Genomic DNA, 14,988 nt, shown 5'->3' on the forward strand with positions numbered 1-14,988 from the left:
TTCCCAAAAACCAGTCATTGCCGGTCGGCCGTACATGCGGCTCTTGCCGGAGGCCCTAACACGACTGGAATTGAATTCCAATATCCAAAATTGAAAATTGGAATCCAATTCCAATTTTGAAGGGCCCGTGCTAGAAGCCCTTCCGAAGCAATGCCGATGATGGGAGGGGCGTGGAATGTCGAAGGTCGCGGTGGCAGTTTTCGGCGCTGGCGCGATCGGGCGGGCGCACGTCGAAGCCATGCGCCGTCTGGACTCCTGCGCGCCTGCAGCAATCGCCGAACCTTCAGTTGCGGGAAGGGCTTATGCGGAGGGCCTCGGTGTTCCCTGCTATGCGGATCCGCTCGATCTGCTGCGCGAGGTGAAGCCACAGGCGGCGGTCATCGCCACGCCGAACGCGACGCATCGCGAGCTCGCCATCGCCTGCATCGAGCGCGGCATCGTGCCGCTGGTCGAGAAGCCGATCGCGAGCACGCTTGATGATGCGGCCGCAATTGCGATCGCGTCCGAGCGCGCAAACCTGCCGGTCCTGGTCGGGCATCACCGGCGGCACAATCCGATCATCCGCCGGGCGCGCGCGATGATCGCCGAGGGTGCGCTCGGCCGCCTGACCAACGCGACCGTGCTCTATACCTTCTACAAGCCCGCCGATTATTTCGAGATGGCTTGGCGGCGCGAGCCCGGCGGCGGACCGGTGCTCATCAACCTCATTCACGAGATTGACCTGATCCGCCATCTCTGCGGCGAGATCGTATCCGTTCAGGCGATCGCGTCCAACGCGGTCCGCGGCTTCGACGTCGAGGACAGTGCCGCCGTTCTGCTCCGCCTCGCCAATGGCGCGCTGGTGACGCTGAACCTCAGCGACACCGCGGCCGCGCCCTGGAGCTGGGACCTCGCGAGCGGCGAGAGTCCGAATTATCCGCCGCAGCCCGTCGCGGTGCAGACGCATTTCCTGAGCGGCACCGAGGGCTCGCTCGCGCTGCCGACGCTCGACCATTGGCACTACGCTTCGGGCAAGAGCTGGTTCGCCCCGATCACGCGTGACAGCGTGACATTCGAACGTGGGGATCCCTACCGCGCCCAGCTCGACCATCTGGCACGGGTGGTTCGCGGGGAGGAACGGCCACTGATTACCGCGCGCGACGGCGCGCTGACGCTGCGGGCCACAATGGCAGTTCACAAAGCCGCCAAAACCGGCCAGATAGTGCGCCCTGATCAGGAGATGCAATTGTGAATCAGGAAGCCCTGATGCTGAAGAATCCGGAAACCGGCGAGGCGCCGAGCGGCCTGTTGGAGCGCACCCTCGGCGTGCTCGAGCTGCTTGCGACCAACGCCCATGGCATGCTGCTGTTCGAGATCGCCGATTCCCTGCACATCCCGCGCAGCGCCACGCATCGCGTGCTGACCAGCCTGATCGAGCACGGCTACGTCAAGCAGGAGCGCGAGCAGGGCGCCTATCAGCTCACCGCCAAGATCGCGTCGCTTGCCTTCACCTTCCTCGCCGGCAGCGGCATCACCGATTTCGCCCAGCCGCTGCTCGATCGCCTGGCGCGGGAAAGCGGCGAGCTGGTGCGCCTTGCCATGATCGACGGGCGCGAGCTCGTCTGGGTCGCCAAGGCGCAAGGTTCGCCCGCCGGCCTGCGCTACGACCCTGACATGGGACAGGTCGGCCGGCTGTCCTGCTCGGCAAGCGGTCACGCCTGGCTATCCTGTCTCTCCGACGATGATGCGCGCGCTCTCGTCGAGAAGCAGGGGTATGGATTGCGCAAGGACTATGGTCCGCGCGCGCCGGAAAGCTGGCCGGCCTTGCAAAAATACCTGCGTCAGACCCGCAAGCGCGGGGTCAGCCTCTGCCTGCAGACCTATACGCCGTGGATGAACGCGTCTGCCGCACCGATCCGTCATCCCAAGACCAAGGAGGTGACAGGTGCCGTCGTCATCGCCGGTCCGCATATCCGCCTGACCGAGGAGCGGATGCTCGAGCTGGCGCCAGCGCTGGTTCAGACCGCGCAGGAGCTTTCGATGGCGACGCTCGCCTCGCCCGGCCTTCAGGGCGGGCGGCCTCACGGCAGTTTCTTCGACACGAATGCATCCTGAACAATGTGAGTCCTGAGTGCGATGCGAGTTCTGATCACGGGCGGTGGTGGCTTCATTGGCGCATGGCTGGCGCGCCGTCTCGCCGGCAGCGGGCACCAGCTTCGCGTCGTCGAGCCGGTCGAGCGCACGGCGCTGTTCGATAGAATCGCGGGAGCTGCCGCCGCGTCAGTGGATTGGCGCCTCGGCGATATCGCCGGTGCGCACGCGGTGCGCGCGGCTGCCGAGGGGTGCGACGCAATCATTCATCTGGCCGGCGTCCTGACGCCGGCGTGCAAGGCCGATCCCGTGCGCGGCGCGATGATCAATTTGGTCGGAACGTTGAACGTCTTCAATGCGGCGCAGGTGCTGGGCATCCGGCGCATCGTGTTCACGAGCAGCGCCGGTGTCTATGGCCCCGACGACGCCACGACGCCGCGTCCGATCACACATTACGGCACCTTCAAGCTGGCTTGTGAGGGTAGCGCGCGCGCCTATTGGGCGGATCACGGCATCGCCAGCGTCGGTTTCCGGCCCTACATCGTCTATGGCTTCGGCCGCGAAACCGGGTCGACCGCAGGGCCGTCGCTCGCCTGCCGCGCGGCCGCGCGGGGAGAGAGCTATGTGATCCCGTATGCCAGCACCGCAGGCCTCGTGTTTGTCGATGACGTGGTCGCGGCCTACGAGGCCGCGCTGCTGCGCGAGCCTGACGGCGCGCACGTCTTCAACCTGCCTGGCGAGGTGGTGTCGAACGACGATGTCGTTGCTGCGGTGAGGGCCGTGGTCCCGAATGCCAAGATCGGCATCGACGGACCCGAGCTTCCTTTCGCCGAGGACATCGGGGAGGGCGATCTGCGGCGCGTGTTTCCGGACCTGCCTGCGACCTCTCTGCGGGTCGGCATTCGCCGCACCATCGAGCTCTATCGGGGAAAGCCATGACGACCCCGGTGCTTGGCGCTCACACCTTCGGCTTCGCCTGGGACTGCGTCGCGGAAGAGGCGATCGCGCAACTCGCCGATGCCGGCTATCGCACGGTTCAACTGATGGCGACGCCGCCGCATTTCGATCCCTGGCGGCAGGACGCGGCGCGAACCCGGCGGATCGGCGCGCTCATCGAGCGCTACGGCCTGTCCTTGCTGGCGCTCGATCTTGCCAGCAGCGACATTAATCTCGCGAGCCCGTCGCCGCATGTGGTTGATTTCGCCGTAGCGTCCTATGAGGCGACGATCGAGCGGGCGGCCGAGCTCGGGGCGCGCTGGATCTGCGTCGGCTCCGGACGGCGGCATGCGCTGCTCGCCAAGGCCAATGACCGGCTGATGGTCAGCTTTCGCGAGGCCTTTGCCCGGATTCATGACAAGGCGACGCATGCTGGAATTCCAATTATCCTCGAGAACCATCCGCAGGGGCTTCTCGCCAGCGCCGCCGATATCGTCCGCTTCCTCGCCGATGAAGGCTACGCCGACATGCCGGTGATCTACGATGTCGCAAACGCCATTGCGATCGGCGAGGATCCGGTCGAGGGTCTCAGGACCCTATGGCCGCGTCTTGGTATCGTTCATCTGTCCGACAGTCCGAAGGGGCAATGGCGACACGATCCCATTGGCTCTGGCGAGATCGACTTTGCCGCCATTGGGGCAGAGCTGAAACAGCGTTCCTACGGGGGCAGGATCGTTCTCGAAATCCTGTCGGAGCGGCCGCTGCAGGACATCGGCGAGGGTGCTGCAGCGCTGCAGCGGCAGGGACTGGCCTTTACGCGCGATAGCTGACCACGCAAGGCAGCTTGCCGCGAGAACTTCAACCGGCGACCGCGCGGGTCTGGCCGGGCAGCAGGCGCTCGCGGAAACGGCCGGGCGACAAGCCGACATTGCGGGAGAAGAACCGGTTGAAATAGGCCGGATCGGCATAGCCGAGCGCCGCACCGATCTCGTTCACGGTCATGTCGGAATAGAGCAGGTTGCGTTTGGCCTCCGTGAGCAGCCGGTCATTGATCAGCGCCAGCGACGACTTGCCCGTGGTAGCGCGGCAACAGGCATTGAGACGCGCCGCCGTCACGCCGAGCTTGCGCGCGTAGAAATCGAGCGGCGGGTGATTGCGATAGTGCCGCTCGACCAGCTCGCGAAAGCGCATCACCGTGTCGGCGTCGCGTGCGGTGGACACGGGGCGCGCGCGCTCCTGCTCGAGCAGCCGGCGCACCGTCACCGCGAGCAGTTGCAGATAGGCCTTGATGGCCGTGCGGCGGCCCGGGGCCGACCAGACGAATTCATGCTCGAGCGAGGCGAACAGGCCGACAAGGTCGATGTCATCGCCGATTTGCTGCGGGAGAAATCGGACCGGTATGCGAAAGCCCTCGACGAGATCCGCATCATTGTCGAGCGCGGATTGCAGGAAGGGCGGTGCCACGGTGATGACGTAGCCGTCGGTATCGGGCTTGAAACGAATGGCATGAATCGTGAGCGCTGGGACGATCACCAGGGATGGCGGCGACACCTCCCAGCTCACGCCTTCGACCTCGATGGCGCCGCCGCCCTTGCTGATCACCAGGATCTGGTGGTGGTCGGGATGGGTGTGAGTCCGGATTGTCCAATCGTGGCGACCACTGCGCACCGGGATCGGCTCGATATGGAGGAACGACGGCTCGACCTTCGGAGCCGCTTCCTCGTATAAAAAGTAGTGCGGGATCATGCCGGCGGTTTCCTTGGTGGCGTCCGCCAGCGATGGCTAATCGCTGCGCCGCACCTATGAAAAGTACAATATTAAGGGAGTTTCGTCCATTGGCGGCGACCGTGTCCGCCCTTATCCAGATGCTTGCGCATGACCCGACGCAACAACGGGACGGCGGCAGAAGGCCACACGGGAGGAGGCGTCAATGCCAGGACAGCAGCGTGATCTGTCGTGCGACGTGCTGGTCGTGGGCTCGGGCGCCGGTGGATTGTCCACCGCGATCACGGCCAAGAAATCCGGCCTCGACGTCATCATCATCGAGAAGGATCAGTATTTCGGCGGCACTACAGCCTTTTCCGGTGGCGTTCTCTGGGTTCCCGGGAACAGGCATGCCTGTGACGCGGGCGTCACAGACAGCCGCGAGGCGGCGCGCACTTACCTGAAGCACGAGACCGGAAATCATTTCGACGATGCGGCGGTCGACGCCTTTCTCGATGTCGGCCCGCGCATGCTCGATTTCTTCGAGCGAGAGACCGAGGCAAAATTCGTCCTGTCCGCCTATCCCGACTATCACCCGGACGTCGAGGGCGGCGCGGCGCTGGGCCGCTCGGTCACGGCGGCGCCCTATGACGCCCGCGCGCTCGGCGAGGAGATCCGCCGGCTGCGGCCGCCGCTCGAGACCATCACCTTCATCGGGATGATGTTCAACTCGTCCAACGACGAATTGAAGCACTTCTTCCGCGTGACGAGCTCGCTGACCTCGGCGATCTATGTGGCGAAGCGGCTCGCCGGCCACATCAAGGACCTCGCGCTCTATCGCCGCGGCGTCAAGATCACCAGCGGCAACGCATTGGCGGCGCGTCTTGCCAAGACCGTGTTCGACCTCGGCATCCCGCTGCTCACGGCAACGCCGGCGCAGCGGCTGGTCAGCCAGAACGGCGCCATCACAGGCGCGGTCGTGAGCGATGACAAGGGCGAGTACCGGATTGCGGCGCGCCGCGCAGTGGTACTGGCGAGCGGCGGATTTCCTCATGATCAGGCGCGGATCGCCCGCGCCTATCCGCACCTTGCGCGCGGTGGCGAACATCTGTCGCCGACGCCCGAGGCCAACACAGGCGATGGGATCCGCATGGCAGAGGAGGTCGGCGGCAACTGCGACATCCGCTTTTCGAACGCCGCCGCCTGGATGCCGGTGTCGCGCGTACCACTGGGCAATCGCACCGGCGCATTTCCGCATCTCGTGGACCGGTACAAGCCCGGCGTGGTCGCGGTCAACCGGAAGGGGCGCCGCTTCACCAACGAGTCGGAATCCTACCACGACGTCGGCGCTGCGATGATTGCCGACGGCGCTGGCGGCAAGGAAACCGCAGCCTGGCTGATCTGCGATCACGCCACGATCCGGAAATACGGTCTTGGTTACGCCAAGCCGGCGCCGGTGCCGGTCGGTATCTTCGTGCGCAACGGCTATCTGACGCGCGGGGCGACCCTGCGCGAGCTTGCCGCTAATGCGGGGATCGATGCCGACGGCCTGGAAGGAACGGTTCACGAGTACAATCAGGGGGCGGCTCATGGTGTCGACACTGCGTTCAAGCGCGGAAGCACGGCCTTCAATCGCTATCTTGGCGATGCCGAGCATAAGCCCAATCCAAATGTCGCTCCGGTCGGCGCCGGGCCCTACTACGCGCTCAAGATCATCATGGGCGATCTCGGCACCTTCGATGGATTGACCACCGACGTGGTGGGCCGCGTGGTGCGCCACGACGGCACGGCGATCGGCGGACTATACGCCGTCGGCAACGATCGCGCCTCGATCATGGGCGGCAACTATCCCGGCGCCGGCATCACGCTCGGGCCGATCATGACCTTCGGCTACATCACCGGCCGTCATCTGGCCGGCCAGCAAGCCTGAACGCACATCGTCCATCTGGACCAACGAAAGCCCGCACCGGCGCGGTGCGGCGACTAAGGGAGAAACGACATGAATATCACGCGACGCGGTTTTGTCGGCGCAGGTCTCGCAGCAACGCTGGCGCCGCGCCTGGCGCGAGCGCAGGCCGACAACACCATCCGCATCGGCGTCATCACCGACATGTCCGGTATCTATCGCGACGTGTCGGGGCCGACCACGGTCGCATGTGCGCAGCAGGCCGCGGCCGAATTCATGGAGGCCAATCCGTCCATCAAGGTCGAGATCCTGGTGGCCGACCACCAGAACAAGGCCGATGTCGGGCTCGCGATCATCCGCAAATGGTTCGATCAGGACGGCGTCGACGTCATCGAGAATGTCGGCAACAGCTCGATCGCGCTCGGCGCGAAATACCTGATCGAGGACAAGAACAAGGTCGCGTTGATCACCACCGCCGGCTCATCCGACCTGACCGGCAAAAGCTGCAGTGCGAACCTGGTGCACTGGTCATGGGACTCCTGGTGTCTCGCTCACTCCACCGCGACCTCGCTGGTGCGCACCGGTGGCTCGAAATGGTTCTTCCTCACCGCTGACTATGCCTTCGGCCATGCCGCTGAAGCGGATGCGGCAAAATTCGTCAAGGCGGCCGGCGGCACAGTGCTGGGCTCGGTGCGCTATCCCTTCGGTTCGACGTCGGACTTCTCCTCATTCCTGCTGCAGGCACAGTCGAGCGGCGCCAATGTGATCGCCTTTGCCAATTCCGGCAACGAGCTGATCAACTGCCTGAAACAGGCGCAGGAGTTCGGGCTCGACCATGGCGGCACGCGCATGGCGGCCTTGGTCGGCTATGTCACCGACGTCATCGGCATGGGCCTGTCGACGGCGAAGGGTCTCTCGCTGACGGAGACCTTCTACTGGGATCTGAACGACCGGACTCGCGCCTTCACGAATCGGGTGAAGCCGCGCCTGGCCGCCAACGTCTATCCCAACATGAGCCAGGCTGGCGACTACGCCTGCGTGCTGCACTACCTCAAGGCGGTGAAGGAGCTTGGCGTCGAGCGGGCCAGGCGCAACGGCCGCGATGTGGTCGAACTGATGAAGAAGATGCCGACCGACGACGATTGTTTCGGTCGGGGCATGATCCGCGCTGACGGGCGCAAGATCCATCCGGCCTATCTTTTCGAGGTGAAGAAGCCTGCGGATAGCAAATCGACCGGAGACGTGTACAAGCTGGTGTCGACGCTCAGCGCAGACGAGGCGTTCCGGCCCCTCGAGGAAGGCAACTGCGGGCTGGCGCGTAGCTGATCGCTCAGTGGGGAGAGGTCCGATGACCGAGCACGCCATCGTCGATTTGCGCGTTTACACCATTGCTCTGCGGAAAATGTCGGAGTTCATCGATGTGTTCGATCGGCTCGCGATGCCGGTCCAGCTCAAATATCTGGGACGGCCGCTCGGCATGTTCACGAGCGCGGTCGGGCCGCTGAACCAGATCGTGCACCTCTGGGGCTTTTCCGACATGGGAGAGTTCGAGCGCCGCCACGCCGCGCGCGACAAGGATCCGGACTGGCCGGCCTATCTCAGGGCTTCCGAACATCTCATCATCGCGCAGGAGAACCGGCTGATCCGCAGGATCGAACTGCCGTCCCTGGCAGGCCTCTCCTCGTGATGTGCAGTCCGTCCCTTCTCAACTTGCGGAGCCCTGCATGACTTGGATCGATCTATCGTCGAACGTTGCCGTGGTCACGGGCGGCGGCGCCGGCATCGGGCGCGGCATCGCCCTTGGCCTGGCGGCAGTCGACGCAAACGTGGTCGTGCTCGATCGGGACGAGGCCGGCTTGGCCGTCGCGGCGGAGATTCGCGGCAGCGGCGGACGCGCGGAATTTTTCGCCTGCGATGTCACAAGTGACGACAGCGTCGCGCGCGTCGCCCAGCAGATCACGACAAAGGTCGGTCAGCCCGCGATCCTCGTCAACAATGCCGGCACCATGTTGCCCGGCGGCCTCGACACCTTGAGCATGACGGACTGGGACCGCATTCTGTCGCTCAACCTGACGGGCTACCTGCGCTGCGCGCGGGTGTTCGGCCAGACGATGCTGGAGATGGGCGCAGGCGCCATCGTCCATGTCGCGTCGATCTCGGCGTCGGTCCCGCAGACCTACAGCGGCGCCTACAGCGTGAGCAAGGCCGGCGTCGTCATGCTGTCCCGCCAGCTCGCCGTGGAATGGGGGGCGCGAGGCGTGCGCAGCAACGTGGTCAGCCCCGGCATGATCCGTACGCCGATGACCGAAGCGATCTATCAGGCTCCGGGCGTGCACGATGCACGGCGGGCCCTGGTGCCGGCTCAGCGGATCGGCCGGCCGGCCGACATCGCCGATGCGGTTGTTTTCCTCGCCAGTGAGCGCGCAAGCTACATCACCGGTGAGGAGATCGTCGTCGACGGCGGCTTTACCCGAACGATCATGGGCGTGATTCCGCGTCCGGGCTTCGAGAAGAACTGAAGGCGGCCAGCACGTCGCCGGCCAGGCAGGAGGGATCCTTGCTGCTAGAGGGAAAGGTTGCGGTCGTCACAGGCGCGGGCTCCGGAATCGGGGCCGCGATCGCGCGCCTGTTCGTTATCGAGGGTGCGAAAGTCGTGCTCGGCGATCTCGCGGAAAGCGGCGCAGCGCTCGCGGCCGAACTTGCCGCCAGAGGCTTTGAGACCGCGTTTCAGCGTGTCGACGTTACCGACGAGAGCAGCGTTGCCGGCTTGATGCAGGCGACGGTAACGAAATTTGGCCGGGTCGATATTCTCGTCGCCAATGCGGGAATTCCCGAGCGCAAGGCGCCGATCCATGAGCTTGATCTCGCGGACTGGCGCCGCGTGATCGACGTCGATCTCACGGGCGTGGCGATCTGCAACAAATTCGCTGCGGGCGCGATGTTGGCGACGGGCGGCGGAGCCATCGTCAATATGGCGTCGATCCTCGGCCATGTCGGCCAGGAGAACAGCAACGCCTATTCGGCTGCGAAAGCCGCGGTTGTCAATCTCACCCGTTCGGTCGCGCTGACCTATGCCAGGCAAGCCATCCGGGCCAACTGCGTCTCACCAGGCTATGTTGACACACCGCTACTGGGCCAGCTTCCTGAAGCGGTTCGGCAGGCGATGCTGGTGCGGCAGCCGATGGGGCGCCTCGGCCGACCCGAGGAGATTGCCCAGGTCGTGGCTTTTCTCGCCAGTGACAGAGCGTCGTTCATGACCGGCGCATGTATCAATGCCGATGGTGGCTATACGGCGATTTAGCCTATCAGCTTGCGCCAGCGCGAGTCAGGGCGGGAGAGCTGATAGCTCTGGATCGGCCACTTGTGTGATCCAATTTCATCATGCTCCTCACGCTGTATTGAAGCGCTTCCCCAATTGCGCTCCAGTTGCGGTGTACGGAGTTTGTCCCTTTATGGGCTGGATCTACCTTGACTGCACTGCCAAGTTGAAATCCTCATTTTGGTTGAATGTGTAAGGTTCTTGGCGTTTCGTGGGCCCCGCTCGTGTTGCGAATTAGGGATGGGTCCATCGACCAACTGTCAGAGGAGCTTGAGTACGAGCTCCGCACGTGTGCACCCTGGATTTCGTGTGCGCCATGTGTGACCGAGACATCAAGTTTGGCATTGGCTTCCAACCAAGGGACATGATTCAGGGAAGAAGCAAATGATCAAAATTCGCGCGCTCTTGATTTTTCCAATCAGTTCAATCATTTATGGACTTTGATTGGAGACAAATAGATCAGCAAGATGAATAGTTTACCTTGGAAATTCGCCACAGCTCCGATGATGGACTGGACCGACCGGCATTGCCGGGTGTTCCACCGTCACCTGACGCGGCGGGCGCTGCTCTATACGGAGATGCTGACGACGGGCGCCATCATTCACGGCGACCGGCAACGGCTGCTCGGGTTCGACGCGGTCGAGCATCCGGTGGCGCTGCAGCTTGGCGGCTCGGATGCGCGCGAGCTCGCCGAGGCCGCGCGGATCGGCGAGGAGTTTGGCTATGACGAGATCAATCTCAATGTCGGCTGTCCGTCCGATCGCGTGAAGGATGGCCGCTTCGGCGCCTGCCTGATGGCGGAGCCGGAGCTCGTGGCGTCATGCGTCGATGCGATGAAGCGCGCGGTCGCTATTCCCGTCACCGTGAAATGCCGCATCGGCATCGACGACCAGGATCCGGAAGTCGCGCTCGATACGCTTGCGCGCGCCGTCGTCGCGGCGGGCTCCGATGCCCTGATCGTGCACGCCCGCAAGGCCTGGCTCAACGGATTGTCGCCGAAGGAGAACCGCGACATCCCGCCGCTCGATTACGATCGCGTCTATCGTCTGAAACGCGCGATGCCGGATGTGCCGATCATCATCAACGGCGGCATCCCCGCCATCGACGAGGCGAGGGCGCATCTTGCCCATGTCGATGGCGTGATGCTCGGCCGCGCCGCCTATCAGGAGCCGTGGCGGCTGCTCTCGGTCGATCCCGAGATCTTCGGCGAGGCTGCGCCGCATGCGACCATGCAGGACGCGCTTGAAGCGATGATGCCCTATATCGAAGAGCAGCTTGCACGCGGCACGCGGCTGCACGCGATCACGCGGCATTTCGTCGGCGCTTTCCACGCTGTGCCCGGCGCGCGTGCTTTCCGTCGTCATCTTGCCGAGCAGGGCGTGAAGCCGGGCGCGGGCGTCAGCGTGCTGCGCGATGCCATTGCCCGCATCGGCGGTGCTGTGCCGGCCGAGGCGGCTGCGTAATGCACCTTTAGTGAAGAGCCGGCGCGCGAGCCCGGCTCTTCGCTCATCGCCGATCAGCGGAACAGGTCGAAATGATAGTTCACGCCGACGCGGAAGGTGTGGAATTTCGCCGCGTTCCAGTCCGGCAGATTGTCGTGCTTGAACTCGGTGTAGAGATATTCGGCCTTGGCCGACCATTTCGGCAGGAACGCCCACTCGACGCCGCCGCCGGCGGTCCAGCCCATCTTCATCTTGTTGAGGCTGCCGTCCTTGAGTTCGCCGGTGGCAAGACCCGCGGTCCCGAAGAACAGCAGGCGTGAATCCATCGTCGCGATGCCGGCGCGGGCGCGGCCGGTCATGTACCAGGGCAGGCTCACCGCGGCGCTGTTCACCGCGTCGTGGTTCTTCAGGTCGCCGCCCTCGAAGTCGTTCTCGATGCCGACCACGAACATCGGCGAGAGCTGATAATTGTAGCCGATCTGCACGCCGCCGAACGCACCCTTGACCTTGTCTCCGCTGGCGCCGACGAGATTGTTGAAGGCGTCGTCGGTGCTGGTGCCATAGCCAGCGTTCAAGCCTGCATAGAGGCCCGTCCAGGAATAGACCGGCTGCGGCGCCGTGTAGGCGGGCGCCGACTGACGCGGCGACAGGTCCGCGGCGCTGGCGCTGCTCGCGGCAAACGCCGCGGCAAAGGGCAGGGCGCACATCGTGCGGCGTAAGGCGGCTCTGGCGGTCATCACTCTCAATCTCCCACTTGGCCGCATTCCCTCGAGAAAGCAGCGCTGGTCCAACCCGATCCGGGATGCCTTCTCTATAAACCGACTGGGCGGTTTGTAAATAGCGGAAGAGCCACACCCGCGCCTTTTCGGCACGGTTCTGGACATCGAGGTTGATGGGCGGCTGTGCAGCCGGTGCGCGTCTGCGGGCGCAAGCCGGCGGTGGCCGCGGCGTGCTGGTATGTCGGCTAGTCGAGCGCCGTGCGCGCGCGGCGGTGGCTGCTCTGCAGCTCCGGATAGCCGGTGAGCATCAGCGTGTCGGCACGTACGCCCCAGCTCTCCAGGCGGTCGAGAAAGCTCATGCCGAGCAGATTGGTCTTCATCTGGCCGCGCTGCACGACGAGTGCCGGCACCGATTTCTCGACGAGATGGCCGACGGCGAGGCGGTCGAGCGTGAGCCGGGCCGCCTTGGTGTGACCGCCTGCGGTCTCGAGGTCGACGTCATATTCGAGCATCTCGAGCGGCAGCCCGATCGCCTTTGCGGTTTCCCAGGTCAGCACCACCGAGGTCGCCCCGGTATCGATCACCATTGGCGCGGCGATGCCGTTGATCTTCGCCCGCAGCGCAAATTCGCCGCCCTGGCCGCGTTGGATCTGCACGGCGGGAGCGGGCGCCGCGGTCTGAGCGCGAAACATGTGCGAGACCTTGTGGCTGGCGCGCGCGATCTGCGCGGGATCACCATAGGCGACGACGGCGCCGGCGGTGCCGGCCAGCATGGCGAGAACGAGCAGGAACCTGATCATCGTGCGCCTCCGACCGCGCGCACGCCGGTCAGGCGCGTCTTGGCGATGCGGCTATCGGCTGCAATCCGGCCTCGGCCATGCGCGCCGCGAGCTGCGCCATCACCGCGAGCCGCTCCGCGCGCTCCATCGCGTGCCAGCGCGCGATCTCCGGCAGCGTGCGGCCGCAGCCGAAGCACAATTTGGTCTTGGGATCGATCATACAGACGGCGACGCACGGCGTGTCTTTGCTCATTCGGACATAGTGAGGGATCGTCGGGCATGTCTGCAAGCATCTGTTTTACGAGCCCGTGCCGGCGCTCATGATCGGCTTGTGGCGCGGCCGGCGCTTCTCGTCGGATACGGCGGACGTTTCCGGCTGCAGCGGCGGCGAATCCTCCGAGAGCGGTGCCAGCGCGCTCATCACGCGCTCCGGCGGGAAGGTGACGATCACCTCGGTGCCGATGCGCAGCTTCGATTTCAGCGTGAACGTGCCGCCATGCAGGTCGATCAGGTTTTTCGCGATGGGCAGGCCGAGGCCTGCGCCCTGTTCGGCCGACTTGATCGAGTTCGAGCCCTGGCCGAACGAGGCGAGCACGACCGGAATCTCGTCCTCGGGGATGCCGGAGCCGGAATCCCTCACCGACAGATACTGTCCGCCCGAGGCGGTCCAGCCGGCCTTGAGCCAGATCTCGCCGCCCTGGGGGGTGAACTTGATCGAGTTGGAGAGCAAATTGAGCACGACCTGGCGGATCGCGCGCTCGTCGGCCCACAGCCGCGGCATGGCCTGCTCGAACACCTCGTGAATGGTGATGCCGCGGCTCGAGGCGCGCAGCTTCATCAAATGATGGCAGTCGGCGACGATACCGACCAGCGACACCGCTTCCTCGTTCAACTCGTAGCGGCCGGCTTCGATCCGCGACAGATCGAGGATCTCGTTGATGAGGTTGAGCAGGTGCACGCCGGAATTATGGATGTCGGCTGAATATTCCTTGTAGACGGCGACCTGATGCGGGCCAAAGATCTCGCTCTTCATCACCTCGGAGAAGCCGAGGATCGCGTTCAGCGGCGTGCGCAGCTCATGGCTCATCTGGGCGAGGAAACGCGATTTGGCGACGTTGGCGGACTCGGCGCGGTGACGGGCCTCGTCCGAGATCGCCTTCGCCTGCTCGAGCTCGCCGATCAGCGCATCCTTCTCGGCGCGCGCCTCGAGCGTTGCGAAGGTCGAGGAGTGCAGCCGATGCGCCAGCAGCACGAAATAACCTTCGGCCGCGAGCGCGAGCGTCGCCAGGATGTAGTTGTCGAGCGAGCCGGTCATCACGAAGCTCAAGGCCATCGCGACTGCGACGGGAGCGGTCGCGGCAACCGCTGCGATCGGCAGATTGGCGGCCAGCATGCTCGACACTGCGATCACCAGCAGCATCAGGAACATCATCAGCGTTTCCGTGACCATGTCGAGCACGGGATGGATCAGGATTGCCATCCAGCACAGGCCATAGAGCAGGTCGAGCACGACGAAGCGCGTCCGCCAGGCGCGCGTCGCGGCGGGCGTGCTCGGCTCGGCCAGGAACCGCCGGCAGCTGCGGATCATCGCCGCGTGGATGCAGATCATGCCGCAGGTCCAGGCCGCGGCCGGAATCGGCTGCATCCACAGTCCGAACAGCACGCCGGTCGCCACCACCAGCAGCAGCACGACGTAGGAGGCCGACAGCCGGGTCTGGGCATATTGGCGCAGCAGCTCGGCGTCGAAGGCCGGCCGGGTTCCGCTGGTCGACGTTAACTTGTCGCGCGCCTCGCGCACCCGCTGCAGGGCAGCCCGGCGACTGCTCGCCGATGGCACGCTGACCGGCTCGGCCGGAAGCTGCACAACCTCGGGCTTTTCAGCGGGGTTACTCATCGAACAACAACGATTCCTGCCCACACGAAGGCGGGCCTTCTGCATTGTCTATCTCTGGCAACAAATCCTTAAGAGCTGACTTAAGGAGCTAAAGAATTGCGTTAACGGGGCGTTAATTTTTGACGCGCCCGGCCGCTCAATGCAGTGCCGCATGCTGCGCGATGTAGACCGCAGCGCCGGCCAGGTATCCCGCAAGCGCGGGAGGCGCGATGCGGCGGG

15 protein-coding genes are annotated in these 14,988 nt (G+C 64.7%); 10 read left to right on the forward strand and 5 right to left on the reverse strand.

Annotated features, from left to right (window positions below):
- The first annotated feature begins 175 nt into the window (after positions 1 to 175).
- Genes AXW67_RS00890 through AXW67_RS00905 form a run of 4 tightly spaced genes read left to right on the forward strand, consistent with a single transcriptional unit; the run spans position 176 to position 3,836 of the window.
- Positions 176 to 1,231 carry a Gfo/Idh/MocA family protein gene (locus tag AXW67_RS00890; RefSeq protein WP_063675904.1) on the forward strand — a complete coding sequence of 352 codons (1,056 nt, stop codon included), beginning with the start codon at positions 176 to 178 and terminating at the stop codon, positions 1,229 to 1,231.
- The gene (locus AXW67_RS00895; protein ID WP_145927335.1) at positions 1,228 to 2,094 is read left to right on the forward strand and encodes an IclR family transcriptional regulator; all 867 of its coding nucleotides are present in this window, start codon (positions 1,228 to 1,230) and stop codon (positions 2,092 to 2,094) included. The genes AXW67_RS00890 and AXW67_RS00895 overlap by 4 nt, the downstream gene beginning before the upstream one ends.
- A gap of 21 nt (positions 2,095 to 2,115) precedes the next feature.
- Positions 2,116 to 3,009, forward strand: coding sequence for an NAD-dependent epimerase/dehydratase family protein (locus tag AXW67_RS00900; RefSeq protein WP_027555284.1), 894 nt, complete (start codon positions 2,116 to 2,118; stop codon positions 3,007 to 3,009).
- A complete protein-coding gene (locus AXW67_RS00905) occupies positions 3,006 to 3,836 on the forward strand; it encodes a sugar phosphate isomerase/epimerase family protein (protein ID WP_027555283.1) in 831 nt (276 codons plus the stop codon). Before AXW67_RS00900 ends, AXW67_RS00905 begins: the two co-directional genes overlap by 4 nt.
- 28 nt (positions 3,837 to 3,864) lie before the next feature.
- Here AXW67_RS00905 and AXW67_RS00910 read toward each other — a convergent pair whose 3' ends face one another.
- On the reverse strand, positions 3,865 to 4,752 hold the full coding sequence (locus tag AXW67_RS00910) for a helix-turn-helix domain-containing protein (RefSeq protein WP_063675906.1): 888 nt from the start codon (positions 4,750 to 4,752) through the stop codon (positions 3,865 to 3,867).
- 184 nt (positions 4,753 to 4,936) lie between these two features.
- On the opposite strand from AXW67_RS00910, the gene AXW67_RS00915 reads away from it, so the two are divergent.
- From AXW67_RS00915 to dusA, 6 genes are all read left to right on the forward strand, one after another.
- The gene (locus tag AXW67_RS00915; protein WP_063675908.1) at positions 4,937 to 6,640 is read left to right on the forward strand and encodes an FAD-dependent oxidoreductase; all 1,704 of its coding nucleotides are present in this window, start codon (positions 4,937 to 4,939) and stop codon (positions 6,638 to 6,640) included.
- A gap of 69 nt (positions 6,641 to 6,709) precedes the next feature.
- A complete protein-coding gene (locus AXW67_RS00920; RefSeq protein WP_063675910.1) occupies positions 6,710 to 7,942 on the forward strand; it encodes an ABC transporter substrate-binding protein in 1,233 nt (410 codons plus the stop codon).
- Positions 7,943 to 7,964: 22 nt separating this feature from the next.
- Positions 7,965 to 8,303, forward strand: a complete 339-nt coding sequence (locus tag AXW67_RS00925) for an NIPSNAP family protein (RefSeq protein ID WP_027556486.1) — start codon at positions 7,965 to 7,967, stop codon at positions 8,301 to 8,303.
- A 37-nt stretch (positions 8,304 to 8,340) separates the two neighbouring features.
- The gene (locus AXW67_RS00930) at positions 8,341 to 9,135 is read left to right on the forward strand and encodes an SDR family NAD(P)-dependent oxidoreductase (protein ID WP_063675912.1); all 795 of its coding nucleotides are present in this window, start codon (positions 8,341 to 8,343) and stop codon (positions 9,133 to 9,135) included.
- Positions 9,136 to 9,173: 38 nt separating this feature from the next.
- A complete protein-coding gene (chcB2, locus tag AXW67_RS00935) occupies positions 9,174 to 9,917 on the forward strand; it encodes a cis-4-hydroxycyclohexanecarboxylate dehydrogenase (protein WP_063675914.1) in 744 nt (247 codons plus the stop codon).
- 485 nt (positions 9,918 to 10,402) lie between these two features.
- The gene (dusA, locus tag AXW67_RS00940) at positions 10,403 to 11,398 is read left to right on the forward strand and encodes a tRNA dihydrouridine(20/20a) synthase DusA (protein ID WP_082907710.1); all 996 of its coding nucleotides are present in this window, start codon (positions 10,403 to 10,405) and stop codon (positions 11,396 to 11,398) included.
- Between the two features lie 53 nt (positions 11,399 to 11,451).
- Here dusA and AXW67_RS00945 read toward each other — a convergent pair whose 3' ends face one another.
- From AXW67_RS00945 to AXW67_RS00960, 4 genes are all read right to left on the reverse strand, one after another.
- Entirely contained in the window at positions 11,452 to 12,114 is a 663-nt protein-coding gene (locus AXW67_RS00945) for an outer membrane protein (RefSeq protein ID WP_063675918.1), read from the reverse strand.
- A gap of 227 nt (positions 12,115 to 12,341) precedes the next feature.
- A complete protein-coding gene (locus AXW67_RS00950; protein ID WP_063675920.1) occupies positions 12,342 to 12,896 on the reverse strand; it encodes a TIGR02281 family clan AA aspartic protease in 555 nt (184 codons plus the stop codon).
- A gap of 28 nt (positions 12,897 to 12,924) precedes the next feature.
- On the reverse strand, positions 12,925 to 13,128 hold the full coding sequence (locus tag AXW67_RS00955; protein WP_063675921.1) for a DUF1289 domain-containing protein: 204 nt from the start codon (positions 13,126 to 13,128) through the stop codon (positions 12,925 to 12,927).
- 45 nt (positions 13,129 to 13,173) lie between these two features.
- Complete coding sequence (locus AXW67_RS00960; RefSeq protein ID WP_027555888.1) at positions 13,174 to 14,769, reverse strand: sensor histidine kinase; 1,596 nt, start codon at positions 14,767 to 14,769, stop codon at positions 13,174 to 13,176.
- Positions 14,770 to 14,988 lie beyond the last annotated feature (219 nt).

The sequence above is a fragment of the Bradyrhizobium neotropicale genome (genome assembly GCF_001641695.1).
Classification (GTDB): domain Bacteria; phylum Pseudomonadota; class Alphaproteobacteria; order Rhizobiales; family Xanthobacteraceae; genus Bradyrhizobium; species Bradyrhizobium neotropicale.